We start from the raw sequence: 25680 nt of genomic DNA, 5'->3' as shown, positions 1-25680 counted from the left end.
GGTCAAACCCGCGCCGATTCGGGTCAAGGGCCGCTCGAGCGGCCCCGCCGCAGGCGGGGGTACCCTTGAGGCGACTCGGCGCAGTCCCAAACTGGAACAGGCGCTTTCAGGGCAGACTTGCCCCTGAAACGCTTCTTAGCAAAACCTGTCGCGGCGCACATCGTGCGCCGCCGGGCCCAACGCAGACCGCGTCATCTTTGATGACACGGAAAAGCGGCGGGAACGCCCCTGTAGCAGCCGAGGTGGTTCAGTCCAGCTGAGCGCCTTCGGCTATCGTGCGGGGGCGGGCGTTCAGCTCTTCGATGCTGAAGCCGGCGATGGATTTGTACTTCGCCGCATGGGCAGCCAAATCCTCCATCGGGATCACATCCTCGACGGTCTCGAAATCGCCGCCACAGAGATCCTCGACCATCTGCAGCACCGCATCCGGTCCGCCGGCGCTGCGGTTGGCGAGGCCGACGTTGGTGGTTAGCGGGCGCACCGCCGCCTCATAGGCTTCCAGCGCGGCAGGGGTCAGCCCGTGCCGCAGCAGTTCGGCGCCGATTAGGCGGGCATCAAGAATGGCCTGGCTCGCCCCATTCGAGCCGACAGGATAGGTCGGATGCGCCGCATCGCCCATCAACGTCACTGATCCGTCGGTCCATTTCGGCAACGGATCGCGGTCCACCATCGGGTATTCATAAACCACATCAGCGCCGCGGATCAGGCCGGGTACGTCGATCCAGTCGAATGTCCAGTCCTCGAAGTCGCCGACAAAATCCTCGATATCCGCCGCGCGGTTCCAGTCTTCCTTCTTCCAGGCGGCACTCGGATCAAAGCTTTTCTCGGCGATCCAGTTGATCGTTGCCAGACCGTCGCTGCCGGGGTCCGAAATCGGATAGGCCACCATGCGCAGGGCGTTGTGGCCGATCATCACCATGGCGCCGCCACCGCTCCAGACCGGGGCTTGCGTCGTGGCGCGCCACAGGATCCGGCCGTTCCAGATCGGCTCGCCTTCGTTCGGGTACATCTGTTTGCGCAGGGCCGAGTGGATGCCGTCGGCCGCGATCAGCAACCGTCCCTCAAGACGCCGCCCATCGTCGAGCAATAGCACGGCGCCCTCGGGTGTGGTTTCAAAGCCGGTGGCGCGGGCATCGGTCGAAATGCATTCTGCCCCGGCGCGGGCCACCAGCGCCTCATAAAGCATCATCTGTAGGGCGCCGCGATGCACCGAATACTGCGGCCAGGCATAGCCTGCATCCATGCCGCGCGGTTCTTCCCAGATGGTCTTGCCCAGCTTGGTGTAGAACCCCAGCTGCCGGGTGCGCACGCCGATGGCGTCCAGTTCCTTTTCCAGCCCCAGATCCAAGAGTTCCCGCACCGCATTGGGTTGCAGGTTGATGCCAACCCCCATCGGTTTCAGCTCGGGCGCGGATTCGCAGATGTGAAAGGGCACACCGATCTGGTGCAGCGTCAATCCAAGTGTCAGGCCGGCAATACCGCCACCTGCGATGAGAAGGGTCATTCCGCGTTTCTCCTGTTCGGTCTGGTGCCCTAGAAAACATGCTTCATCTGATCAGAGCAAGTGCGCGCTGACTCACCCCGAAGGCACAGACCCGGGCCCCGGTCTGTGCAGGCTCAATCCTGGGCGGCGATGATCAGATCGGGGCCAAAGATGACATCGGCGTAGTTGCCAAGATAGATCTTCAGCCAAGGGGTAAACCGGTCGGGGTGGCGCTGCACCTCTGCGATCAGGTCGTGATAGTCGATCCAGCGCGTGTCCATCACCTCGTCCGGATTGGGCTCCAGGTTCAGCGGCCGATGGGCATGGGCCAGAAAGACATCGACCACCTCGTGTTCGATCATGCTGTGTCCGACATCGGCGCGGTATTCCAGCTGGTGACGGAATTCGGGGTAAAGGCCGGTGATGCCCAGCTCTTCGCCCATGCGACGCACGGCGCAGGCGGAGGAGGCCTCGTCCCACATCGGATGGGTGCAGCAGGTGTTCGCCCACAGCCCGGGGGTGTGATATTTGCCCATGGCGCGGCGCTGCATCAGGATTTCGGTGCCTTTTACGACGAAGACCGACACGGCCTTGTGCTTCAGCCCCTGTTCATGGGCCGCAAGCTTTTCCACCGGTGTCAGTTCGCCGTTCACCCAGGCCGGGATCGGATGAGTCATCGCGGGTTCAGGTCCGTTTCAATTCCCGTCAGCGGCTTTGGACAGAGGTCCGCTCACCGCATCTTCAATTCGTTATTCGCAAACACGATCAAGCGCAATTACGCGAAAGGCCGCGCCCCTTGGGCCGCGGCCTGTAGTGATTAAATCCGCGCCTATCGCTTATTCAGAGGCGGCGGGTCCGTGCGAGGCCAGGAAGGCGTAGATGTCTTCGCCGCCTTTTTTCAGCTTGAAGGACATTTTCGATTTCGCGCCGCTGTCGTCCAGATATTCGCGCAGGAAGGCACGGGGATCGTGGGTGAAGGCGACAAAGTTCTCTTCGGTCCAGACCAGGCCTGCTTCACCGGCGGCGGTCATGTCGCTGCCGTATCTGAAACCTTCGTAGCTGCCTGCCGGACGACCAGCGACACCCCAGAGGTTCGGACCGGTCTTGCCGCCCTTGACGATGGTTTCGCCGCTGTCCGAGACGACCATGTGGCAGGATTTGCATTTCTTGAATCCCTTTTCGCCCTTGGCGGCATCGCCTTCGGCGAAGGCGGGGACGGCGAGAAGGCCAATTACGGCGGCGGACATCAGACGTTTCATATGCTTGCTCCAATTTGAGTTGGCTGTAGGGAATACGAGGTCTTTGGCGCGCATAGTCAATGGACGTTTTGACGCGCCGCCCCAAGTTCGCGTGACCTTGCTACTGCGACGGGGTGCCGGGCGCACCGCTCCAGCAGGGCAAAAGGTCGCCGTTGGCGGGCTCTGCGTTATAGATCGCACGGCCGATGGCCCGGCTGAGGCACAGCGCCGCAGCATGGCCGATCTGGCCCAATTCGGCCTCGGGCGATGCCAGAGGGCGGGCGCCGGTGGTGGCGGCAAAGACCAGATCGCCATCGCCCGGCGCATGGGCCGGAACGGTGGCACGGCCAATGCCGTCATGGGCAGCGGTGGCCATGCGCTGGCACTGCGCCTTGGTCAGATCAGCGTCGGTGGCGACGATGGCAATGGTGGTATTGCCGCGCTCCTCGGGGATTGGTTCGGCCCCGGCCTGCGCCCGCATGGTCTGCATCTTGCGGCTGTTCAGCGCCTGACCCAATCCACCCCTCGGGTCCGGTCCCAGACCGCCGAACTCGCCATCCACCTCAAACGGGGCGGCCCAGAAATGGCGATCCCCCGGCGTGGTCACGGCGCCCATCGGGTTGGCCGCGACAAGGGCGCCAACGGTGACCCCGCTGTCCAGCACGAAGGAGGCAGAGCCAAGCCCGCCCTTGACCATGGCGGTCAGTGCGCCGGTGCCTGCCCCGGCGGTGCCGATGGCAAACTCCTCACTTGCGGCCTCGAACGCGGCGCGGCCAAGGGCGCGATAGGGGTTGTCCTGCCAGTCCTTGTTGCCGCCGTTCAGCAGGTCAAAGATGATGGCGCCGGGCACCAGCGGGATCACCGCCGGTCCCAGCCGGAATCCCCGGCCCGCTGCGCGCAACGCATCCACCACGCCGGAACAAGCATCAAGGCCAAAGGCAGAGCCGCCGGACAGCACCAGCGCGTCGATCTTGGCAACCGATTTGTCGGGCGCCAGAAGATCGGTTTCCCGCGTCCCCGGGGCCCCGCCCATGACGTGAACCGAGGCCGTCAGGCCGTCCTTGGCCGTCAGCACCGTGGTGCCTGATTTCAGGTCATCATCCGCTGCATTGCCGACCAGCAGGCCGGGCACGTCGGTGATCAGGTTGCGGGGTCCGGGACGCATGGCGGCTCTCCTGACGTGTCGTTTCCGAGTGGTGTTTACGAAGGGTCAGATGCAGCGACCGCCGTCCACTTCCATGGCGACACCGGTGACCATGCTGGCCTCGTCCGAGCACAGGAAACAGGCGGCATTGCCCATGTCCTCGGGCGTGGAGAACCGGCCCAGCGGGATGGTCGACAGGAACTTGGCGCGCACCTCGGGAGTGTCCTCGCCCATGAAGGATTTCAGCAGCGGCGTTTCACCGGCCACCGGGTTGATCGCGTTGACGCGCACGCCGCTGGGGGCCAGCTCCACCGCCATGGTGCGGGTCGCGGTGATCATCCAGCCCTTCGAGGCATTATACCAGTTGAGGTTGGGGCGCGGCGACACGCCAGCCGTTGAGGCGACATTGAGGATGGCGCCGGTTTTGCGGCTCTTCATGTGCGGCACCAGGGCGCGGGCGGTCAGGTAGACCGATTTCATGTTCACGTTGAACACCCGGTCGAAATCTTCCTCTGACACCTCATCCAGTGGGGTCGGCAGGTGTGTGACACCGGCATTGTTGACCAGAATGTCCACTTGGCCAAAGGCGGTCAGCGCAGCCTCTGCCATGGCATTGACGGATGCACCGTCCGCAACGTCGACCGCCTGCGCGATGGCATTCGTGCCCAGATCCGCCGCCATGGCGGCTGCGGCATCACCGTTGATGTCCGCAATCATCACCTTGGCCCCTTCGGCCAGAAACTTTTCTACAATGCCCGCGCCAAATCCCGAGGCACCACCCGTGACAATTGCTGTTTTTCCTGCAAGCCGCATATTCGTTATCTCCCAAATCTCGTTTTGATAGCTTTAACAGCGATTTGGGCAGGTGCAATGCGAGATCAGTCCGGGTCGATCTTGCCACGGCCGGCCTTGATCTGGCCACGTTGTTTCTTGGCCTCCAGGCGGCGGCGCACCGAGCCGCGTGTCGGTTTGGTGGCGATCCGCCGTTTTGGGGCCACCAGCGCCTGGCGCACCAGATCAGCGAGCCTGTCGCGCACGATATCGCGGTTGCGCTGCTGCGAGCGGGTTTCGTCGCAATGCAGGATAATGGCGCCTTCCTTGGTCCAGCGCCGCCCGGCCAGACGTTTCAGGCGCGCCTTGACCGCCGGTGTCAGCGAGGGCGAGCGCGCGGCTTCGAAGCGCAGTTCGACGGCGGTGGCCACCTTGTTCACGTTCTGCCCACCCGGCCCAGAGGCGCGGATGAAGCTTTCGGTGATTTCCCAGTCCTGCAGGGCGATGTCGTTGTCGATCCGTATCATAACGGGCAGAGCCTACAGCGGCTTGCAGCAAGGTAAAAGGCGGCAAGGTAAAAGGGCCGCCCCTTGCGGGACGGCCCTTCGAAAGTTTTCAGGAGGTCGGGTCGGTTAGATCTGCATCTTGCAGGCCAGCCGATAGGACCACACAGCAAAGGGCTGCCTCAGCAGGCGGACCCTCCGGTTGTTCCAACACCTTGCTCCAATACCTTTCTTGACACTGGATCACCTCCTTTACATTTCTGTTTCCGTTACAAATGAGCGTTGCACGGAATTTCCGATCTGCCAAACAAAAATTGCGGCAATTGGGAAAAGGCGGCGAAGCGTGTCTGATTTCTTGGCAGGTGGCCCTTTTGGGCGATCCCTACAGGGTGGGGACCGCAGTGAGCCGTTTGACGATCAGCCGGAAGGGGATCAGCGCCAGCAGCGCCAGCGCCAGTTTCACCATCCAGTCTGCCAGGGCGAGCGAGACCCAGAGCGGCGCCACCGGACCGCTGCCCAGCAGCGGCAGCATTTCACCGGCCCAGGAGACGTCATTGGCCGGTTCGATCCAGCTGAGCGTGCCGGAAAAGGCCACGGAAAAGAAGATCGCGGTATCGACGCTGGAGCCAACCAGGGTCGAGGCCAGCGGCGCACGCCACCATTTGCCACCCCGCAGGGCGGAAAAGACCGAGATATCCAGCAATTGTGCGGTGAGGAAGGCAAGGCCCGAGCCAATCGCGATGCGCAGGGTCACCAGCGGGCCGAATTCGCCCATGATCTGAGTGCCGATCAGGGAGCAGATCACCCCGACGACGAAACCGGCCAGAACCACCCGGCGCGCCGGACCCTTGCCGTAGACGCGGTTCATCACATCGGTGACGAGAAAGGCGACAGGATAGGTGAAGGCGCCCCAGGTCAGCCATTGGCCGAACAGGAATTGCACCAGGATGTTGGAGGCCACAACGACGGCGGCCATGGCAAGAATGCCGGGAAAATAGGAACGTGTCATGTAACTGGTCCGTTTTGACAAGGTAGCGGAGACTTGTGGAATGTACCCGGCGCAGGGCGATTGCGCCAAGGATCGGGCCAGTTAGTCCTTTTTGACGCTATTGGCAAGACAGGGGAGGCTCCCGCCCGCCGGTGAGACATCACAGATGTCCCCCCGCCCGTTGGGCCGGACAGCGTGCAGGGCACGCTGCGGGCGCGTCCTGTCGCGCAGTGGCATGCGGCAGCAGCCGGGGTCAATCGGGCAGGCTGTACTCCACCAGTTCCGTGCGCTGCACCGACATGAAATTGTCGTCGGACACCATGGTCGCACGTAAGGTGCCGGTATCGTCGCGCCAGACCGATACGGCTTCGAGATTGTCATGGGTGCCGAGCGCGGTTTGCAGCAGGGTGGTTTCGTTCTGCGGCCCGTCCTCGGTGATATCCCAGCGCCGCAGGCGGGAGCGGAAGCCGAAGAACAGGAAGTTCCGCTCCAGCAGGTAGAACCGCCCGTCCGGGCCGAAATCCGCACCCACCGGCATGAACCGCCCGCGCCGGGGCAGGCTGAAAGGCTGGCTCCAGCGGCTGCCGTTCCATTTCCAGACCGGCAGGTTGCCGTCCTTGTCGGGGGCGTTTTCCGGCAGGGTATAAAGGTGACCGGCGCCGTCTATGGCCAGCGCCTCCAACGCCTTGTTGGCGGGCATCTGCCGGAAAGCGTTGGGGCGGGGCAGGACCTCCGCCCGGCTGCCTCCACGCAGGTGATGCGCCACGCGCGACACCCCTTCGAAGGAGATATAAAGGCTGCCATCGGGGGCAACGGCCAGCCCTTCGCTGTCGACGATGCGCCCTTGCAGGATACGCCCGGTCGAGGCTCGCAGGCTGCGTCTTTTGGTGACGCGCGCCGAGGTGATCCTGCCCTCTGTACGATTGATCCGGGCCCTCACCAGATGCGCCCGGTCGCTGAGCAGGATCATGGAGCGACCATCCTTGCCCATCTCGATGCCGGAAAAGCCGCCGAACCATGGTTTTTCGGGCTGCTCCGGGGGCGCCCAGGTATAGCTGCCGATCAGCCGCGCCTCAGCCGACACCCGCCCGGCGCGGGCGCCTGCGTAGGTCGCCACGGCCAGCGCAGCTGCAGCCATGAGGGCAAGGCTTAATCTGATTGCAGGACTGCGGCGCATTGCCGGGGCAGATCCTTCATCGTGTAGTCGCGGCGCGGCTTGGGCTTTGGCGCATTGGGATCGCGCGGCTTGGGCGGCGGCGGGTTCAGGATGTCATCGACCCATTTCTGCGCATCCGCGCAGCCATCGCCGCGCGGGGGCGGGTTCTGATCGACGCAGCCGCGTGCGCCGCGTGGACAGTTGAGCCGCACGTGGAAATGATAGTGATGGCCCCACCAGGGGCGGATCTTGCGCAACCAGCGCCGGTCGCCCTTGGCATCCTTGCACATCTGAACCTTGGCGCCGGGAAAGACAAAGATCCGCGCCACGCGTTTGTCGCTGGCGGCGGCCTTCAGGATCTCGTGGTGCTGACGGGTCCAGTCACTGTTCACAAAGGCGCCCTTGGCCCGGCGCATGGAGATCGAGGAGACCTTTTCGCGCTGGGCGCGGCTGAGGTTCAGCCGGTCCGGCGGACGCATCCAGATGTCGATATCAAGGCCAATCTGGTGGCTGCGGTGGCCGGACAGCATCGGGCCGCCGCGCGGCTGGCTGATGTCACCGATATAAAGCCCCTTCCAGCCCGGTTGTCGGGCCGCGAATGTGCTGAGGTCACGGATGAAATCGACGGTCTCGGGGTGGCCCCAGTTGCGGTTGCGCGACAGGCGCATGGCCTGCCATGTCGGGCCGGTTTCCGGCAGTTGCACGGCCCCCGCGACGCAGCCCTTGGCATAAGAGCCAAGCGGAGCAGGCCGTTGCTGGGATCCGACCGCCTTGGCGCCGAACAGTTGCTTGGCCGGGGTTTCCGCCGCAACTGGCCCGATCAGCCCGGCAATCGCGACAAGCGTTGCAAACAGCAGTCTCACGTCTGGTCTCCCTCGGCCTCAACCCATTTCAACAGAATCAAGCCTAGAACAAAAAGTCCGATGACGGGAGTGATACCAAGTCGGGCGCTGCCGGTGATTGTGGTTGCAATGCCGATCAGCGCGGGCGCGAGGAAAGCAGTCGCGCGCCCGGAAAGCCCATAAAGTCCAAAGCTTTCCGTGGCTTTGGCGAGATCCGTGTGGCGCACCATCAGGCTGCGGCTGGCGGATTGCAGGATTCCGCCGAAACCGCCGATCAGAACGCCGCAGCCAAAAAATACGGCATCGGGCAGGGAGGAACCTTCGGATAGTGCGACGCCAAAGAACTGCTCCCGCGACATGGAGACCACGGTAATGCAGACCAGCGTCAGCACCAGAATAGCGACGATGATCACCGGCTTGGGACCATGGCGTTTGTCCGCCTTGCCGCCCAGCCAACTGAACAGGGCCGCCGAGATCGCGGCGATGATACCGAAGATACCGATATTGGTGATCGACCAGTCCAGAACCAGGCTCGCATAGACACCGCCAAAGGCATAAAGCCCATTGAGCGCATCCCGGTAAAGCATCGAGGAGACGAGGTAACTGGTCAGGCTGGCGCGGTGGCGCAGCCCGGCCACCAGATTGATTACCATCCGAACCGCCCGGCCCATGCTGCCACGCTGGCCGGTGGCGTGGTTGTCATGCACCCACAGGAAATAGGGAACCATGAAGACGGCGAACCAGATGGCGGTCACCGGGCCGACGGCGCGGGTCCCCTCTTTTGCTTCGGCATCAAGCCCCAGAATGGGATCAAGCCCGATCAGGGTCTTGCCGTTGCCTTGCTCCACGAACAGCAGCAACATGATAAAGAGCGCGATCACCCCGCCGAGATAGCCAAAGGCGAAACCGGAGCCGGAGATGGCGCCGACCTCTTCCTTGCTGCCCATCGACGGCAATTGCGCGTTGACGAAGATCAGGGCGAATTCAGCGCCGATAAAGCCAAAGCCGAAGCTGATCAGCATCCACCACAGGTTGCTGCCTGCCGGATCCATGTACCAAAGTCCCCAGGCGCCGATCAGGTACATCATGGAAAACACCATGATCCAGGGCATCTTGCGCCCCGAAATATCTGCCAGTGCGCCCAGAAACGGCGCACCAAAGCCGATGAGCAGCCCGGTCACGGTCATGCCGATGGACCAGATGGTCTGAGCCTGCGCCTTGGCGGCTTCCTCGGCCAGCCCCTGGCCCAGAAAATGCTGCGCGGCAACGGCGGCAAAGAAGGGGCCAAAGACAAAGGTTACAAGCAGCGTGTGATAGGGCTGGCTGGCCCAATCAAAGAACCACCACCCCCAGATCCGCTTTTTCTGTGACACCTCAGCCATGTCGCCCATCCCCCCGACCTTTTGTTGTTGCCGATAAGACAGGTGCTGGCATTACGAAGCAAGCCCATCCTGCGTCTCAGCCATCGGTGGCCAGGGGCGTGTGGCATCAGCCTGACACCAGGCTGCGATCCACTCGGGCATTGTCGGGTTTTCGGCGTCCCCCTGACCGACGGCCGCCAGCACCTTTGTCGGGGGGACGATGCCCTTGGCGTCCGTGACGGCGGTGCGCAGCATCACGTGGCTGGCGCATTCGCCGTTCTTTTTCCACATGGATTGCTCCAGATAGATGAACCTGTCGTCCCAGGCCACGGCGCGGCTGCGCATCTCGAAACGTTCAAAGCCCCGGATACGGCGGCGGAAGCGCACCGAAGTGCCCGCCACGGTCATTCCCCAGCGGTTCTGGCGCAGTGCGCCGATCAGCCCGACGCGCTGCGCCAGCATGGTGCGTCCCAGATCATACAGCGTCATGGCGCGGCCGTTGTTCAGCTCCAGCCAGATATCCAGATCCCAGGGCCAGCAGATATGGCTGGAGCGGTGCACGGCCGTGAGCGGCAGGGGCTCCATGCGGCTGGCGACAAACAGATCTTTCAGCAGGCGGACGATGGGAAACATGGGCGGTCTTTCCTTTGCGATGTGCCCGTGTTGCCACCCATTTACCGCCCGTCAACCGCAACCTCGCGGAAGCCTTGCGCATCTGCACCGGGCTGCTTACCTGTTACGCTGGCTAACATAGGGGAATAGGATGTTATCGCTGTTTCAAATTCTGCTTTTGATCCTGGACATCGTCTGGTTCTTCATCATCGCGCATGTGATCATGAGCTGGCTGATCAATTTCCAGGTCTTGAACCTGAACCAGCAGTTCGTGGCGCAGATCTGGTATGGTCTCAACCGCATCCTTGAGCCTCTTTACGCGCCGATCCGCCGCCTGCTGCCCAATATGCAGGGGATCGATCTGGCGCCGCTTCTGGTGCTGATCGCGGTCTATGCGCTGCGCATCATCATTCAGAATAACATGATGATGTTCTACTGATCCGGTCTGGCCTGGCCGTGAGGCCGGGCAGCGCCTGTTCGGTGCGCCATGTTCGCGGATTAGACCGGTGATTTAACTGGGCGGCCTCTTGCCGCCCGATTCCTCCTGTGGGATTGTGTGCCAAATCCGAGCAGACACTCCCTTGAGGCCCTCCCTTTGATGACGCAGACGACAGACCTGCCACAGGCGACCCCGCTGCTGCGCGATATTTTCGGTTTTGATGCCTTCCGCCCCGGACAGGAAGAGATCGTCGATGCGGTGACCGCAGGCGAAAACGTTCTGGCCATCATGCCGACGGGTGGCGGTAAATCCCTGTGCTTCCAATTGCCTGCCCTGATGCGCGATGGGGTCACGGTGGTGATCTCGCCGCTGATCGCTCTGATGCGTGATCAGGTGCGCGCCTTGCAGGAAGCTGGGGTTGCCGCCGGTGCGCTCACCTCGGGCAATACCGAGGAAGAGACCGAGGCCGTCTGGGAGGCGATCAAGGCGGGGCGGCTGAAGCTTTTGTACATGGCGCCGGAACGGCTCGCTTCGGGGGCGGCGATGGGGATGCTGCGGCGTATCGGTGTTTCGTTGATCGCGGTGGATGAGGCGCATTGCGTCAGCCAGTGGGGCCATGATTTCCGCCCCGATTACCTGCGCATCGGCGAGCTGCGCCAGGCGCTGGGCGTGCCACTGGCGGCTTTTACCGCGACGGCGGATCAGGAAACCCAGGAAGAGATCGTTCAGAAGCTATTCGATGGACAGGCGCCGCACGCCTTCCTGCGCGGCTTTGACCGGCCCAATATCCATCTGGCCTTTGGCACCAAGGACAGCCCGCGCCGTCAGATCCTCGGCTTTGCTGCCGCCCGCAAGGGGCAGTCCGGCATCGTCTATTGCGGCACAAGGGCCAAGACCGAGGCGCTGGCCGCCGCGCTGCGCGAGGAGGGCCACGTGGCCTGTCACTACCACGGTGGCATGGAGGCCGAGGACCGGCGCATCGTGGAAACCCGCTTTGCCCGCGAGGACGGGTTGATCGTGGTGGCGACGGTGGCCTTTGGCATGGGCATCGACAAGCCCGACATCCGCTGGGTTGCCCATGCGGATCTGCCCAAAAGCATCGAGGCCTATTATCAGGAAATCGGCCGCGCGGGCCGCGATGGCGCGCCTGCGGAAACCCTGACCCTGTTCGGTCCCGAGGACATCCGCCTGCGCCGCAGCCAGATCGATGAAGGCATGGCGCCGCCGGAACGCCGCGCTGCGGATCATGCGCGCCTGAACGCCCTGCTGGGGCTGGCCGAGGCGCTGAAATGCCGCCGTCAAAACCTTCTGTCCTATTTCGGCGAAACGGCAGAGCCCTGCGGCAACTGCGATCTTTGCGACAATCCGGTGGAGGTCTTTGACGGCACCACGGCGGTGCGCAAGGCGCTGTCGGCGATCCTGCGCACGCAGGAAACCTATGGCGCTGGGCATCTGATCGACATCCTGCGCGGTACTGAAACGGACCGGGTGCGGGCCAAACGCCATGATGAGCTGTCGGTTTTTGGTTGCGGCAAGGAATACGCCAAGGGCCAGTGGCAGGCGGTGTTCCGGCAGATGATGGGGCACGATCTGGTGCGCCCGGATCCCGAACGCCACGGCGCGCTGCGCATGACGGATGCGGCCCTGCCGGTGCTGCGCGGCGAGGCAGGCATCGAGTTGCGCAAGGATACCATCAAGACCGCTGACAGGCGCCCTGCAGTGAAGGCGCTGGTCTCGGATGAGGACGCGCCGCTCTTGTCGGCGCTGAAGGCAAAGCGCCGGGCGCTGGCCGAGGCGCAAAAGGTCCCCGCCTATGTGATCTTCCCGGATCGCACCCTGATCGAGATGGCCGAACAGCGGCCCGAAACGCTGGATCAGATGGCCCGCATCAGCGGCGTCGGCGCCAAAAAACTGGACCGCTATGGCGATGACTTCCTGAGCGTGATCACCGGCGCCGTGGAGCAGATGCACCCGCAGCGGCGCAAACTGGCGACACGGGACGGGGCGGGGTCGCTCTATGATGCGCTGCTGGCGGCGCAGGGTCAGCTGGCGCGGGGGACCTGTGGCACGCTGAAACCGCTCAGCTGCTCGGCCTCGCTGTTGGCCAAGGTGGCCCAGATGCGCCCGGGCGATGAGGCGGGGCTGGAACGGCTACTGGGAGAGCGCCGCGCGGAACGTTTCGCGGCGGCGTTTCTGGACGTCTTGCGCGGCGCGGGCTAAGTCTGGCCCAGAACAAAAGAGTGAGGATGACAGATGCTGGTTGTGGTTTCCCCTGCGAAAAAACTGGACTGGGCCGAACGCGACATGGAGATGACCGCGCCTGTGTTCCAGGAGGACGCGGTGCGCCTCAACGCCGTGGCGCGGGAGCTGTCGGTGGCCGAGCTGATGAAGCTGATGCATATCAGTGAGGATCTGGCCAAGCTGAACTACGACCGGTTCCGCAGTTTTGAGGAAACCCCGGCGTCTGAGGCCCTGCGCCCCGCCGCGCTGGCCTTTGCTGGCGACACTTATCAGGGGCTTGAGGCCGGATCGCTCGATGCCGAGGAATTGGCCTGGGCCCAGGATCATTTCCGCATTCTGTCTGGCCTTTACGGGGTGCTGCGGCCGATGGACGGGATGCAACCCTACCGGTTGGAGATGGGCTCGCGGCTGAAAAACGCACGCGGCAAGAACCTTTATGAATACTGGGGCAGCCAGATCGCCGAAGCCCTGAACCGTCAGGCCGAAGAAACAGGCAGCGATATTCTGGTGAACTGTGCCAGCCAAGAATATTTTGGCGCGGTGGATCTGAAGGCGCTGAAGCCGAAGGTGATCACGCCTGTGTTCATGGAGATGAAGAACGACACACCAAAGGTTGTCAGCTTTTACGCCAAACGGGCCCGGGGCGCGATGGCGCGCTATATCATCCAGCACCGTCTGAACGATGCCGAGGCGCTGAAGGATTTCGATACCGGAGGTTATGCCTACAAGCCGGAGCTGTCGGAACCGGACAAGCCGGTGTTCCTGCGCGGCTGAGGTCCGCCCAACGCATGCCTGCTGTAACATGTCAGCGCATGGCGCCGTCGCAGCGGGTCAGGCGGCGGGGCTTATGTCGATAGGCTGCGCATCCTGCGGGGCGTATTCACCGATGCGTTCAAGGATCAGCGCCTTGCGCAGGGGTTTGGTCAGATAGTGATCCAGACCGGCGGCCAGGATGCCTTCGGAATCGCCAGCCATGGCATGCGCGGTGAGGGCGACAATCGGCACGTGACGGGTTGTTTCCTCTTCGATCTTGCGGATTTCCATGGTGGCCTGTTTTCCATCCATCACCGGCATGGAGATATCCATGAAGATCAGGTCCGGTTCGAAGTCCTGATAGGCTGCCACGGCCTCGACGCCGTTGTTGGCAAAGCGCAGGTCGATATTCAGGTGTTTGACCATCTTGCGGAACACCAGCTGGTTGGTCTTGTTGTCCTCGGCGGCCAGAACCCGCATCTGCCGGGGGGTAGAGGCCAGATCTTCGGATTGATCCAGAACAGCACCTTCACCGTCGGGGGACACCACTTTGGCATTGTCGGCGGCATAGGCCTCTTCCAGGGTCAGCGCCCCAGGGGGGGCACCCAGTTCCTCTTCCGTTTCAGCAGGCTGCGCGCCGGGCAGGGCGGCGGCTATCTCGTTCAGCTTTTCAAACAGTTCATCCCGCGGTGTGGGCTTTTGCAGAATATCAAGCTTCAGCTCCTCCACGTCGGCGTCCTGCACCGTGTGCGGGTTGGAGCTGAGCAGCAGGAGTGGCACGTCGTTCCATTTGCCCCCGCGCAGATCGCGGGCCAGTTGCACGCCACCGCCGCCAGGCAGGCCATGTTCACAGATCACCAGATCGATGTCCGCGGCCATCGCATCCATGGCGTCAGCGATGGTATGGGCGGTGGTCACATCGATGCCGCGCAGTTTCAGCTGGCGTTGCAGAATTTCGCAGTTGAGCTGCAGATCGTCGACCAGCAGGATCCGCTTCAGGCCGGGTGTCATCTCGGGAACCGAGGTATGCGCCCCTTGCGGAATCGGAAGCGGCAGGCGGAAACCGAAACAGGATCCCTGGCCTTCCTCGCTTTCGACCCAGATCTCGCCGCGCATCATGCCGATCAGGCGTTTGGAGATGGCAAGGCCCAGACCGGTGCCTTCGAATTTGCGGTTGCGCTCATCCTCGACCTGGTTGAACTCGCCAAAGATGTGCTCGATCTTCTCCGCAGGAATGCCGATGCCGGTGTCTTCGATGGTGACATGAATCCAGCACAGGTTCTCGTCCGGGTTGGTTACACCGGTGACCCGGAGGGTGACATGACCTTCCTTGGTGAACTTGAGCGCATTGCCGGCCAGGTTGGTCAGAACCTGACGAATACGGCCGGGATCGCCCACGAAACGGGTCGGCAGGAAGATGTCGTAATCCACCAGCATCGCCAGGCCTTTATCCCGGGCCGTGGGTTGCAGCAGCATGACCACCTCGTGGATGCTGCGCTCCAGGTCAAAGGCCTCGGGGTGCAGTGCCAGCTTGTCCGCTTCGATCTTGGAGTAATCGAGCACGTCGTTGATGATGACCAACAGCGCTTCGCCTGAGTTCTTGATCGTATTGGCGTAAAGACGCTGCTCCTCGCTCAGCTCGGTGTCGCTGAGAAGTTCGGCCATGCCGATGACGCCATTCATCGGCGTGCGGATCTCGTGGGACATATTGGCGAGGAAGGCGGATTTGGCGCGGTTGGCGGATTCGGCGCGTTCGCGGGCGGCCCGCAGCTCTTCCTCGTAACGGACCGAGGAGGTGATATCGAGCGCAAGGCTGACCACATCGCCGCCCTGTCCGCGCTGATCGAACAGCCGCAGATAACGGTCGTCCCACATTCGGATCACGATGGGTTCTGGTTTCAGGGACATCCAGCGATCGGTCATCATCGACCGCCAGTGATCCGGCTTGAGCTCTTCGGTATTGACCAGACCTTCGTCTGTCAGGATCTGAAGGATCCGCACATAGGAGACTCCGGGGGTGATTTCCTCCAGCCCGTCAAAGATGTTCAGATAGGCAGTGTTGGCGCCGATCAGCTTGCTGTCGGAATCAAAGAAGGCAAAGCCGTCCTGAAAGGCCTGGATCGAATGCCACAGACGACGTTCGGCCTTTTCGATCTTTTCGTTGGCCATGCTGAGGTCGGATTTCACCTTGGCGTTTTCGTCGCGCACGTTGGCGACTTCGGCCTGGGTCACGCCGATCTGCCGGGTCAGAGCCAGCGCGTGACGCCCGAGTTTGCGATTCGCTGCGGTCAGCTCGGCCTGCTTCAGTTCAAGCAGCCGCTCTGCCGCCAGGCGTGCCCGGCGTTCCTCAGCGAGTTTCTCGGCAAGGTTCATCCCTGCAAGCTCCATCCTCAATTAAATGGCGTGTTTACTCCGAGCCTGAACTCGGGCGGCAAATTGGCCATGATTGGTGTTACGACGGGAAACCTTGCTATGGCGTTAAGTGCGTGCAAGCTTAACCTCAGTTCGGAGGGTGCCATGTTGGATCGGTTTCTTATTGTTTTGCTTTCATTTCTCGGTTTTCTTGCTGCGTCGGTGCAGGCGGGGCCGGATCCCGTTTTGCCACAGGTGCGGTACCAGTCCTTTGCGGATACTGACTATTACGGATCCGATCTGCAGGCCCTTTTCGATACGGATCTGAACGCCTGCCAAAGGGCCTGCAGCGCGCAGCAGGCCTGCGCCGGATTTTCTTATAACAACAAGGCAAACGCCTGTTTTCCAAAGTCCGAAATGAAAGAGGCCACGCCCTACACCGGTGCGATTTCGGCGCTGAAACGCCCAATATCTGCGGCGCAGCAGGCGGCGGCCTCCCAACGGGCAGGGCGGCTGGATCGTCTGCGCCCCGCCGATCTGCAGGCGGCATTGCGGCAGGCCCGGGAGATTGGTCTGCGCTACCCATCGCGCGGTGAAACCCTGGAGGATATGATCCGCGCCGGGCGCGGTCAGGCGCGGTCAGGCGGGGTGCAAAGCGCGCTTGGCTGGCTCAGCGCGGCAGTCGCTGTGAACGATGATCCGGCCCTGTGGACCGAGGTTTCCGCCCTGTGGCTGCGAATCGCAGACCAGAGCAAGCAGAACAAGAACGCCAAACGCCAGCAGGCGCTGGCTGCGGCGTTGAACGGATATCTGCGGGCCGAGGCCGCGCCTTTGCAGGCCGAGGCTTTGGTGACGGCCGGGCGGGCGCTGGAAAGTCTGGGGCGTGGCCGCGACATGCTTTCGGTGCTGCGTCTGGCGCAGGATCTTGCGCCTCGTGCCGACACTGCGGCGCTGCTGGATGAGGCTATCGGAAAATATGGCTTCCGCGTCACCGACAGCACGGTAGAAAGCGACAGCGCCACGCCGCGTATCTGCGTGGAGTTCTCCGAAGATCTGGCTCGCAGCAGTGTGGATTATGGCGATTACGTCAAGGGGGCCGGGGCCGAACTGGCTGCCGAAGCCAGTGGCCGCCAGCTTTGCCTTGATGGCGCCGAACATGGCGAGCGTTACCGAATCGCTTTGCGGCGCGGTCTGCCTGCTGCCAGTGGTGAGGTCCTGAGCAAAGAGGTCGAACTGACCCATTACGTGCGTGACAGAACTCCATCGGTCCGTTTCCCAGGCCGGGCCTATGTGCTGGCGAAATCTGATCAGGTGGCGCTGCCGGTGGAGACCGTGAACCTGCGCGAAGTCGCGCTGCAACTGCGGCAGGTCAGCGACCGCAACCTGCTGCGCACCTTGCAGGAAGGTTATTTCGGCCGCCCGCTGTCCCATTGGCAGGATGAATACTTTGCCTCGGACATCGGGCAGGAGGTCTGGACCGGTACGGCCAGCGTTCAGGATTCGCTGAACCAGGACATGACCACCCGGATTCCTCTTGTCGATGTGTTGGCTGACCAAGCGGTAGGGATTTATGCGCTGACGGCCCGTGTGCCCGGCGCCGACCCGTATGAGGACCCCGGCGCGACCCAATGGTTTGTGCTGACGGACTTGGGCCTCAGCACCATGTCCGGCGCGGACGGGCTGCATGTTCAGGTGCAGGGTCTCACCGACGCCAAGCCGCGTGCGGATGTCGAAGTGACGCTGATTTCAAATGCAAACGCGGTTCTAGCCACGGCGCGGACCGATGCCACTGGCTATGTCCGGTTTGATCCGGGCCTGTCGCGCGGGCGCGGCGCCGCTGCCCCGGCAATGGTCATGGCGCAGCAGGGGGAAGAAGATTTTTCTTTTCTATCTCTGAAGGATGCAGCATTCGATCTGTCGGATCGCGGGGTCGAAGGTCGTCCCGCGCCGGGGCCGGTGGATGTCTTCCTGGCGACGGATCGTGGTGCCTACAGGGCCGGGGAGGTGATCCATGTCACCGCCCTGACCCGCGACAGCGGTGCCCGCGCCATCACCGATCTGCCGCTGACCGCAATCCTGCACCGCCCCGATGGGGTCGAGTATAGCCGTCAGGTATCAGACGGCGGACAGGCCGGGGGGCATGTGTTCAACCTACCGATCGGTCAGTCCGCGCCGCGCGGCACCTGGCGTCTGGACCTGAAAACGGATCCCAAGGCCCCTGCGCTGGCCACCCGGCAGCTCCTGGTCGAGGATTTCCTGCCTGAACGGATCGACTTCACACAGACTGTCGCGAATGCTGCGGCACTGTTGCCGGGCGAGGCGGCGCAGCTTGATATCTCGGCCCGCTATCTGTTTGGCGCGCCGGGGTCGGGGCTGACCATCGACGGCGATCTGCGGCTCAGCGCCAGCGACACGGTTGCGGCGTGGCCCGGCTATCGCTTTGGTCGCTATGACGCGCCGGGCAGCCCGCAGCGTTCCTATTTCGGCGGAGACAAGACGGATGCGGCGGGGCAGGCCTCGGTCGTGGTGTCGCTGCCAGCGGCGGCGACGATGGGCAAACCGATGCAGGCGACCATCGTGACCCGCGTCATGGATGGCGCGGCCCGCCCGGTTGAGCGCGAGCTGACCCTGCCGGTGCGGCCCGCAACCCCGGTGATCGGCATCCGCCCCCTGTTCGATGATGTGGTGGGCGAGGGCAGTGAAGCCGGTTTCGAGGTGATCGCCCTCAGTCCTGATCTCAGCCCTCTGCCGATGCAGGTGAAATGGACCCTGAACCGGGTCGAAACGCGCTATCAGTGGTATCAGCTTTACGGCAACTGGAACTGGGAGCCGACCACCCGCCGCACCCGCATCGCCACCGGCGAGACAACGCTGGGGCAGGAACCGGTGAACCTGTCCGAGCCGGTGGAGTGGGGCCGGTATGAGCTGGTGATCGAGCGTCTGGATGGCACGCCGGTGACGGCGGCGCTGGATTTCTATGCAGGTTGGTATGCCCCGGCGGATAGCGCCGCGACCCCGGACCGGCTGGAACTGTCGCTGGATGCGGAAAGCTATCAGCCCGGCGATACCGCCCGTCTGCGTATCGTACCCCGGGCTGGGGGAACGGCGCTGATCTCGGTGGTGTCGAACCACCTGATTGACCGCATGGCCGTCGAAGTGCCCGCAGGCGAAAGCACGATCCCCCTCACAGTGACCGAAGCCTGGGGCAGTGGCGCCTATGTGACGGCAACCGTGCTGCAGCCCGTTACCGGCAAGGCCAGCCGGACACCGGCGCGGGCGCTGGGTCTGGCGCATGCCAGCGTGAGCCAGCCGGGGCAGGAGCTGTCGGTTGCTATCAATGTGCCTGAGGTCGCCCGTCCGCGCGGCACCGAAATGGCCCGGGTCCGGGTCGATGGGGCTGCCGCGGGGGAAGAGGTCTGGCTAACGGTTGCCGCTGTTGATCTCGGCATTCTCAACCTCACCGGTTTCAAAAGCCCCGATCCCTCTGCGCATTACCACGGCCAGCGGCGGCTGGGGATGGAGCTGCGCGATCTTTACGGGCGTCTGATTGATCCCGGAAATGGCGCGATGGGGCAGGTACGTTCGGGCGGTGATGCGGATAACGGCATGCGCATGCAATCGCCACCGCCGACGCAGGATCTTGTGGCGGTCTTCTCTGGCCCCTTGCAGCTGGACGCCAATGGCGAGGCGCTGTTCCCGGTCGATCTGCCTGCCTTCAACGGCACCGTACGGCTGATGGCAGTGGCTTGGTCAAAGCGTGCGGTCGGGCAGGCCGAGGCAGACATGCTGGTGCGTGATCCGGTGGTGGTGACCGCGACTGTGCCGCGTTTTCTTGCGCCGGGCGATAGCAGTCGCGCCCGGATCGAGATCGTGCATGCCGATGGACCGGCGGGCGAGATGGCCCTGTCGGCGCGCGCCATCGGCACGGGGCTGGAGCTTGGCCCCCTTCCGGGCGCGGTGACGCTGACCGAGCAGGGCAAGGCGGTGCTCGAATTGCCGCTGACGGCGCAGGCTGTGGGCGATCCCGAGATTGAGCTGACCCTGACGACGCCTGCCGGGCTGCCGTTGGTGCAGCGGCTGCGAATGCCGGTGCGGGCCAATGATCCCGTCGTGGCGCAGACCCGACGCTTCCGGCTGTCGGGCGGCGACAGTTTCCAGTTCAGCGCCGATGTCTTTGCCGGGCTGCGGCCCGGTTCGGCGCGGGCGGTGCTTTCTGCCGGGCCTTTGGCCAAGTTCGATGTGCCCGGCCTTCTGGCGCAGCTGGATCGCTACCCCTATGGCTGCACCGAGCAGGTGACCTCGACGGCGATGCCGCTGCTTTACCTCTCTTCGGTGGCCGAGGCGGCGGGTCTGGGCAATGGACCGGCTGTGAAGGCGCGCATTGATGCGGCGATCCGCAAGGTGCTGACGCGGCAGGCCAGCAACGGTGCCTTTGGCCTGTGGCGCGCCGAAAGCGGTGATTTCTGGCTTGATGCCTATGCCAGCGATTTCCTGTCCCGCGCCCGGGCGCAGGGCTATGCGGTGCCCGATCAGGCCTTTGCCCAGGCGATGGACAACCTGCGCAACCGGATCAACTACGCCCCCGATTTCGACAATGGAGGCGAGGACATTGCCTATGCGCTGATGGTGCTGGCCCGCGAAGGGGCCGCCGCCATGGGCGATCTGCGCTACTATGCGGATGTGAAGGCAGGCGATTTCGCCACCCCGCTGGCGGCGGCGCAGCTAGGCGCTGCGCTGGGGGCCTATGGCGATCAACCCCGCGCCGACCGCATGTTCGGGCGGGCGGCGCAGATGCTGGGCCGCAGCGGCGCGGAAACCCCGGTCTGGCGGGTCGACTACGGCACCCATCGCCGTGATGCCGCCGCGGTCCTGGCGCTGGCAAGTGAGGCCGGAAGCGCAGCGGTCAGTCAGGAATACCTGATGGCCCGGGTGACCGAGGATGGCAGCCGGATGTCCACGCAGGAGGCCGCATGGACTCTGCTGGCGGCGCAGGCGTTGGTCTCCAGCCCCGAAGACAGCGGTCTTCTGGTCAATGGTCAAAGCGTTGCCGGACCTTTCGTCGAGGTGCTGGATGGCAGCGCCGCAGCCACGGGGAAATCCATTTCAGCAGTTTCGGGACGCAGCACCGAGATCACCCTGACAACCCTTGGCGTGCCCGTAGTCGCTCCCGAGGCGGGCGGCTATGGCTACACGCTGAACCGCAGCTATTACACGCTGGAGGGCGAACCGATCGCGGAGCTGAGCTTTGAAACCGGGGCGCGTTTCGTGACCGTGCTGAGCGTAGTGCCGCATGAAGGCACCGGTGCCCGGCTGATGGTGGATGATCCGCTTCCGGCGGGGTTTGAGATCGACAATCCGAACCTGTTGCGCTCGGGCGATCTGCGCGATCTCGATTGGCTGAAGCTGGATCAGGCAACCCATGCAGAGTTCCGCTCTGACCGCTTCTTGGCAGCGGTAGATATCGGCGGCACCGAAACCGTGACGCTGGCCTATGTCACGCGGGCTGTGACGCCGGGCAGCTTCCATCACCCGGCAGCTTCGGTCGAGGATATGTACCGTCCGGCCTACCGCGCCCGCACCGCCGCAGGCCGCGTGCAGATCCGGTGACCGGCAGTTGGCGGGCATACTTGCGCGCGCTTACCACTCGGTCAGCGCGCGGTGAATATGCCCGTGGTCCGACCTTCTGGCGGCGGGGTCTGTGGGCCGTTGCCGCGCTGGCACTGCTGCTGGGCATCGGCTGGCGTCTGTTCGACGACTGGGTCGCCGATACCGAGTTGCCGCTGACCCTTGCCGAAACCTCGGTCGAGGTAATGGACCGCGAGGACCGCCTGTTGCGGGTCTACCCGGTTGGGGATGGCATCTGGCGCATGGCATTGCAGCTCGATCAGGTGGATCCCCGGTTCACCGAGATGCTGATCGCCTATGAGGATCGCCGGTTCTGGTCGCATCCGGGGGTGGATGTTCTGGCACTGATGCGTGCGGGTGGGCAGGCGCTGTGGCATGGCCGGGTGGTTTCGGGCGGCTCGACGCTGACGATGCAGCTGGCGCGTCTGCTAGAGGATGGCTCGACCGGGCGCTGGTCCGGCAAGCTGCGGCAGATCCGGGTGGCCTTGGCGCTGGAGCGACGCCTCAGCAAGGCAGAGATCCTGAGGCTCTACCTCACCCATGCGCCCTATGGCGGCAATATCGAAGGGCTGCGGGCCGCCAGTTACGTCTGGCTGGGCAAGGAACCGCGAAGGTTGACGGCTGCAGAGGCGGCGTTGCTGGTGGCGCTGCCGCAATCCCCGGAAAGCCGCCGCCCGGATCGGGCGCCCAAGGCCGCGCGACAAGCACGCGCGCAGGTGCTGTCGCGGATGGTTGCTGATGGTGTTCTGGACAGCGAAAGCGCCGAGATCGCAACCCAGGCGCGCCTGCCCCGGCAGATGGCTGCGATGCCCCGGCTGGCACCGCATCTGGCTGACCGCGCCCTGTCCGCAAATCCCGGCGCCCGGCGCCTGTCCCTGACGGTGCAGGCCGATCTGCAACAGCGGATGGAGCAGTTGGTACAGGCGGCGGCGCGGCGCAGCGGCGCGCGGCTCTCGGCGGCGCTGATGGTGGTGGATCACCAGAGCGGAGAGGTGCTCGCCTCGGTCGGATCCCCCGGTTACGTCGATCAGGGGCGGCAGGGGTTTGTCGATATGACACAGGCGCTGCGCTCTCCGGGCTCGACGCTGAAACCGCTGGTCTACGGGTTGGCCTTTGATCGCGGGCTGGTGCACCCCGAGACGTTGATCCATGACGGTCCGGTGGATTTCGACGGCTACGCGCCGCAGAATTTCGATGGTGTCTTTCGTGGCGATCTGCGGGTGCGCGAGGCGTTGCAGCTGTCCCTGAATATCCCGGTGGTAAAGCTGACCCGCGAGCTGGGGGCGGCACATCTGATGGCGGCCCTGCGCCGGGGCGGTGCCAGCCCCCGGCTGCCCGGCGGTGGCAAACCGGGGCTGGCGATCAGCCTTGGCGGGCTTGGCACCTCGCTGCAGGATTTGGTGCAGATCTATACCGGGCTGGCCGCGGGTGGGCAGGGACCGGCGCTGCGGGTGCAGCGGGGGGCGTCGCAGCAGGATCGCCCCCGGATGATATCGGACGTGGCGGCCTGGCAGCTGAGCGATGTGCTGCGCGGGCTGGCGCCGCCACCCGGGGCACGGGCCGGTGTTCTGGCCTATAAGACCGGCACGTCCTATGGTCACCGCGATGCCTGGGCGCTGGGCTGGGACGGACGCCATGTGATCGGCGTCTGGATGGGCCGGGCGGATGGAACGCCGGTGCCGGGGGCCTTTGGCGGTGATCTGGCAGCGCCGGTGCTGTTCGAGGCCTTTGGTCTGCTGAAACCCGATTTTGACGCGCTGCCACCGCCGCCCGCCGCGACCCTGATCCTGTCGGCGGCGGAATTGCCCGCGCCGCTGCGCCGGTTCCGGGCACGGGACGCGGTATTCGAACCGGCAGAGAATGCGCCGCAGATGCTGTTCCCCCCGAATGGCGCCCGGCTGGCGCTGGAGGGCGGCGGGCTGCCGGTCAAATTGCGCGGCGGCACTGCGCCTTTCGTGGTGCTGGCGGATGGAAAACCGGTGCTGCAGGGGCAGCAGGCGCGGGAGTTCGAAATCCCCAGTCCCAGCCTTGGTTTTTCCGATCTGGTGGTGCTTGATGCGGCGGGCCGCTCGGCCCGGGCCGCGATCGAAATCGACTGACGGCAGATCTGCGGCCGGGGTCAGCCGCGTCCTTCGCGCAGCCAGCCTGCGGTGATCAGCGCGGCAATAACCAGCAGCACCAGCCAGGCAGGCAGCAGCGGATGCTGTGACACCGACAGGGTTTCATAGGCCTCGCGCGGGGTCAGACCGATCCAGCCACGTCCGGCGGCCGGGCGCCTCTCGCGCACATCGCGCAGGCGCGGAAGACCGTCGTCCAGCCGCAGGATACCGCCCCGCGCTGTGGCGACCACCGGGCGCAGCACCTCGCCGGTGGCGACGGTTTCGCCGAACTCCCGGGGCGCCGCCGGACCCAGCCCGATGACGGCAGAGGCCTCGCCTTCGCTGAGGTGGTACAGGCCGATCTCGGCGCCTGTATAGCTGCCCTGCCAGACGCCCGGCGCCCGTTCCTGCAGGTCCAGCACCGTCTCGGACCCATCCGGCGCGGTGATGGTGACGGCGCCGATGCTGTCCTGCAGCGTGCGCCGGGTGATCTGCATCTTCTGGCCGGTGGCCTCGGCGGTCAGAACCTCTTCCTCCAGCTCCGGCTCTTTCATCATCCAGTGGGCAAGGCGGCGCAGCAGTTCCAGCTGCGGCCCGCCGCCTTCATAGCCCCGGCTCCAGAGCCAGGCATGATCCGAGGCCAACAGCGCCACGCGTCCCTCGCCTTCGCGGTTCAACACCAGCAGCGGCCGGTCCTCGACCCCCTCCATCAGAACATGTCCCTGCGGTTCCTGCAGATCGATCTGGCGCAGCCAGCGGCCCCACGTCCCGTCTGTGCTCTCTCGTTTCAGTCCCGAGGTGACAGGGTGGCGGGCGCCAAGATCGGTGACCTGGGGCAGATAGGGCTGTTCAAAGACCCGCGCCGTGGGGCTGGCGGGCAGGACCACCGACAGGGGGCTGCGGTAGATGCTGGCGGCGCTGGCGAAATCCGGCCCCGCCGCGATCAGAACGGCGCCGCCCTTGGCCACGTAATCGGCCACATTGTCGAGATAAATCGCAGGCAAGATGCCGCGTCGTTTGTAGCGGTCAAATATGATCAGGTCGAAATCGTCGATCTTCTCCAGAAACAATTCGCGCGTGGGAAAGGCGATGAGGCTCAGCTCATCCACCGGCACCCCGTCCTGTTTTTCCGGCGGGCGCAGAATGGTGAAATGCACCAGGTCCACCGAGCTATCCGATTTCAGCAGGTTGCGCCATGTGCGCCCGCCGGGGTGCGGTTCTCCGGACACCAGCAACACGCGCAGGCGGTCCCGCACGCCGTTGATCTGGATCAGCGCCGTGTTGTTGCGGGTGGTCAGCTCTCCGGCAGCTTCGGGTACCGAGAATTCGATCACGTTGCGCCCGCCATGCGGCAGGGCGATGGGCAGTTCGAAATCGACACCGACCGGCAGGGTGAACCGTTTCGGCTCGGCGCCATCGATCGCAATTTCCAGCGGCGCGGTTGCGGCGGCGTCGGGCGCGGCGCCCTGATCCTCGATCCGCAGCGTCAGGGTGACGGGTTCTCCGATGATGCCAAAGGCGGGCGCGTTGCGCACCACAAGGCGGCGGTCCCAGTCGTTGTCCTTGCCGGTCAGCAACAGGTGCAGCGGCGCAGGCAGGTCGGGGGCCTGATCGGCATCGTGGATCTGACCGTCCGACAGGGCGATGATCCCGGCGATCCGGCCACGCGGTGCATCGGCCAGCGCATCGGAAACCGCCTGCATCAGGGCGGTGCCGCTGTCATCGGCGGCATCCGGCAGGGTGATCCAGCGCGTTTCGGTATTGGGGCGGGCCTCTAGCGCCTGTCTCAGCTCTTCTTCGGCCTCGGCCATCTGCTCGGGCCGGGCAGGCAGGCTCTGGCTGGCGGTTTTATCGGCGACCACCACCACGATATCGCTTAAGGGGGCGGTGTTTTCGTTCTGCACCACTGGCCCAGCGAGCATTGCCAGCAGGCCAAGGGCGGCGCCCGCGCGCAGCAGCCAGCCGCGCATCCGCGCCCAGATGGCCAGCGCTAGGCCCAGCACCGTCACGGCGGTGAGCGCCCAGATCACGGGCCAGGGCAGCAGCGGGTCGAACAGGATCGTCTGCGTCATC

18 protein-coding genes are annotated in these 25680 nt (G+C 64.3%); 5 read left to right on the top strand and 13 right to left on the bottom strand.

Translation table 11 applies throughout. From position 1 onward, the window contains the following. Positions 1–247: 247 nt before the first annotated feature. The 11 genes from AAFO90_RS00705 to AAFO90_RS00655 all read right to left on the bottom strand — a co-directional run bounded on the left by AAFO90_RS00705 (position 248) and on the right by AAFO90_RS00655 (position 10119). Positions 248–1504, bottom strand: coding sequence for a flavin-dependent oxidoreductase (locus AAFO90_RS00705; protein ID WP_347508162.1), 1257 nt, complete (start codon positions 1502–1504; stop codon positions 248–250). Between the two features lie 113 nt (positions 1505–1617). Beyond that, on the bottom strand, positions 1618–2160 hold the full coding sequence (idi, locus tag AAFO90_RS00700; protein WP_065272222.1) for an isopentenyl-diphosphate Delta-isomerase: 543 nt from the start codon (positions 2158–2160) through the stop codon (positions 1618–1620). Positions 2161–2319: 159 nt separating this feature from the next. After that, complete coding sequence (locus AAFO90_RS00695) at positions 2320–2742, bottom strand: c-type cytochrome (protein WP_347508161.1); 423 nt, start codon at positions 2740–2742, stop codon at positions 2320–2322. A gap of 100 nt (positions 2743–2842) precedes the next feature. After that, positions 2843–3886, bottom strand: a complete 1044-nt coding sequence (locus AAFO90_RS00690; RefSeq protein ID WP_347508160.1) for a P1 family peptidase — start codon at positions 3884–3886, stop codon at positions 2843–2845. Between the two features lie 45 nt (positions 3887–3931). Next, positions 3932–4678: an SDR family oxidoreductase gene (locus tag AAFO90_RS00685; protein WP_347508159.1), complete on the bottom strand. Its 747-nt coding sequence runs from the start codon at positions 4676–4678 to the stop codon at positions 3932–3934. A gap of 65 nt (positions 4679–4743) precedes the next feature. Then, positions 4744–5163 (bottom strand): alternative ribosome rescue aminoacyl-tRNA hydrolase ArfB, encoded by a 420-nt coding sequence (gene arfB, locus AAFO90_RS00680; protein ID WP_065272226.1) that lies wholly within the window; start codon positions 5161–5163, stop codon positions 4744–4746. A 358-nt stretch (positions 5164–5521) separates the two neighbouring features. Further along, positions 5522–6148: a queuosine precursor transporter gene (locus tag AAFO90_RS00675; protein ID WP_274837931.1), complete on the bottom strand. Its 627-nt coding sequence runs from the start codon at positions 6146–6148 to the stop codon at positions 5522–5524. Between the two features lie 232 nt (positions 6149–6380). Next, positions 6381–7304, bottom strand: a complete 924-nt coding sequence (locus AAFO90_RS00670) for an esterase-like activity of phytase family protein (RefSeq protein ID WP_347508158.1) — start codon at positions 7302–7304, stop codon at positions 6381–6383. After that, positions 7277–8137, bottom strand: a complete 861-nt coding sequence (gene mepA / locus AAFO90_RS00665) for a penicillin-insensitive murein endopeptidase (RefSeq protein WP_274831758.1) — start codon at positions 8135–8137, stop codon at positions 7277–7279. The genes AAFO90_RS00670 and mepA overlap by 28 nt, the downstream gene beginning before the upstream one ends. 5 nt (positions 8138–8142) lie before the next feature. After that, complete coding sequence (locus AAFO90_RS00660; protein ID WP_065273671.1) at positions 8143–9507, bottom strand: MFS transporter; 1365 nt, start codon at positions 9505–9507, stop codon at positions 8143–8145. Between the two features lie 51 nt (positions 9508–9558). After that, positions 9559–10119, bottom strand: coding sequence for an acyl-CoA thioesterase (locus AAFO90_RS00655; RefSeq protein WP_347508157.1), 561 nt, complete (start codon positions 10117–10119; stop codon positions 9559–9561). 130 nt (positions 10120–10249) lie between these two features. Here AAFO90_RS00655 and AAFO90_RS00650 point away from each other — a divergent pair, with 130 nt between their 5' ends. The 3 genes from AAFO90_RS00650 to yaaA all read left to right on the top strand — a co-directional run bounded on the left by AAFO90_RS00650 (position 10250) and on the right by yaaA (position 13552). Then, complete coding sequence (locus tag AAFO90_RS00650; RefSeq protein WP_065272230.1) at positions 10250–10537, top strand: YggT family protein; 288 nt, start codon at positions 10250–10252, stop codon at positions 10535–10537. A 159-nt stretch (positions 10538–10696) separates the two neighbouring features. Further along, entirely contained in the window at positions 10697–12757 is a 2061-nt protein-coding gene (gene recQ, locus AAFO90_RS00645; protein WP_347508156.1) for a DNA helicase RecQ, read from the top strand. A gap of 33 nt (positions 12758–12790) precedes the next feature. Further along, positions 12791–13552, top strand: a complete 762-nt coding sequence (gene yaaA / locus AAFO90_RS00640) for a peroxide stress protein YaaA (protein WP_347508155.1) — start codon at positions 12791–12793, stop codon at positions 13550–13552. Between the two features lie 57 nt (positions 13553–13609). Here the strand turns inward: yaaA and AAFO90_RS00635 are convergent, their stop codons facing one another. Continuing rightward, a complete protein-coding gene (locus tag AAFO90_RS00635; RefSeq protein WP_347508154.1) occupies positions 13610–15904 on the bottom strand; it encodes a response regulator in 2295 nt (764 codons plus the stop codon). A gap of 144 nt (positions 15905–16048) precedes the next feature. On the opposite strand from AAFO90_RS00635, the gene AAFO90_RS00630 reads away from it, so the two are divergent. Together AAFO90_RS00630 and pbpC are read left to right on the top strand one after the other, a co-directional pair. Next, positions 16049–21490, top strand: a complete 5442-nt coding sequence (locus AAFO90_RS00630) for an alpha-2-macroglobulin family protein (RefSeq protein WP_347508153.1) — start codon at positions 16049–16051, stop codon at positions 21488–21490. Positions 21491–21615: 125 nt separating this feature from the next. Then, a complete protein-coding gene (gene pbpC / locus AAFO90_RS00625) occupies positions 21616–23607 on the top strand; it encodes a penicillin-binding protein 1C (protein WP_347508188.1) in 1992 nt (663 codons plus the stop codon). Between the two features lie 20 nt (positions 23608–23627). Here the strand turns inward: pbpC and AAFO90_RS00620 are convergent, their stop codons facing one another. Beyond that, positions 23628–25679 (bottom strand): hypothetical protein, encoded by a 2052-nt coding sequence (locus tag AAFO90_RS00620; protein WP_347508152.1) that lies wholly within the window; start codon positions 25677–25679, stop codon positions 23628–23630. Between the last annotated feature and the right edge of the window lies 1 nt (position 25680).

It is taken from the genome of Phaeobacter sp. CAU 1743 (genome assembly GCF_039839315.1).
GTDB lineage: Bacteria > Pseudomonadota > Alphaproteobacteria > Rhodobacterales > Rhodobacteraceae > Phycobacter > Phycobacter gallaeciensis_A.
Note: the sequence above shows the minus strand (reverse complement) of the source record. Positions and strands in the feature narration are given on the sequence as shown.